The sequence below is a fragment of the Aquabacterium sp. UBA2148 genome (genome assembly GCF_002328915.1).
Classification (GTDB): domain Bacteria; phylum Pseudomonadota; class Gammaproteobacteria; order Burkholderiales; family Burkholderiaceae_C; genus Aquabacterium; species Aquabacterium parvum.
Window position 1 is genome coordinate 5,797 of record NZ_DCXA01000126.1, and the last position, 276, is coordinate 6,072.

The window sequence follows — 276 nt, forward strand, 5'->3', positions numbered from 1 at the left end:
CCGTACTTGCCCATCGACCCGGCTGACCTGGGCCGCAGCTACGACTCCGTGATCCGGGTCAACAGCCAGTCGGGCAAGGGCGGGGTGGCTTACTTGCTGGAGGCCGACTTCGGCGTGGTGATGCCGCGGCGCATGCAGATCGAGTTTTCAAGCGTGGTGCAGGGCGTGGCTGACAGCCAAGGCGGTGAGCTCAGCTCGGCCGACATCTGGCGCATCTTCTCGGACACCTACGTGCAGCAAGGTGGGCGCGAAGCCTGCCGAGCCGTGCGCGTGTTC

1 pseudogene is annotated in these 276 nt (G+C 66.3%); it reads left to right on the forward strand.

From position 1 onward, the window contains the following. Positions 1–276: pseudogene (locus tag B2W70_RS06895) on the forward strand (2-isopropylmalate synthase); the annotation flags it as partial.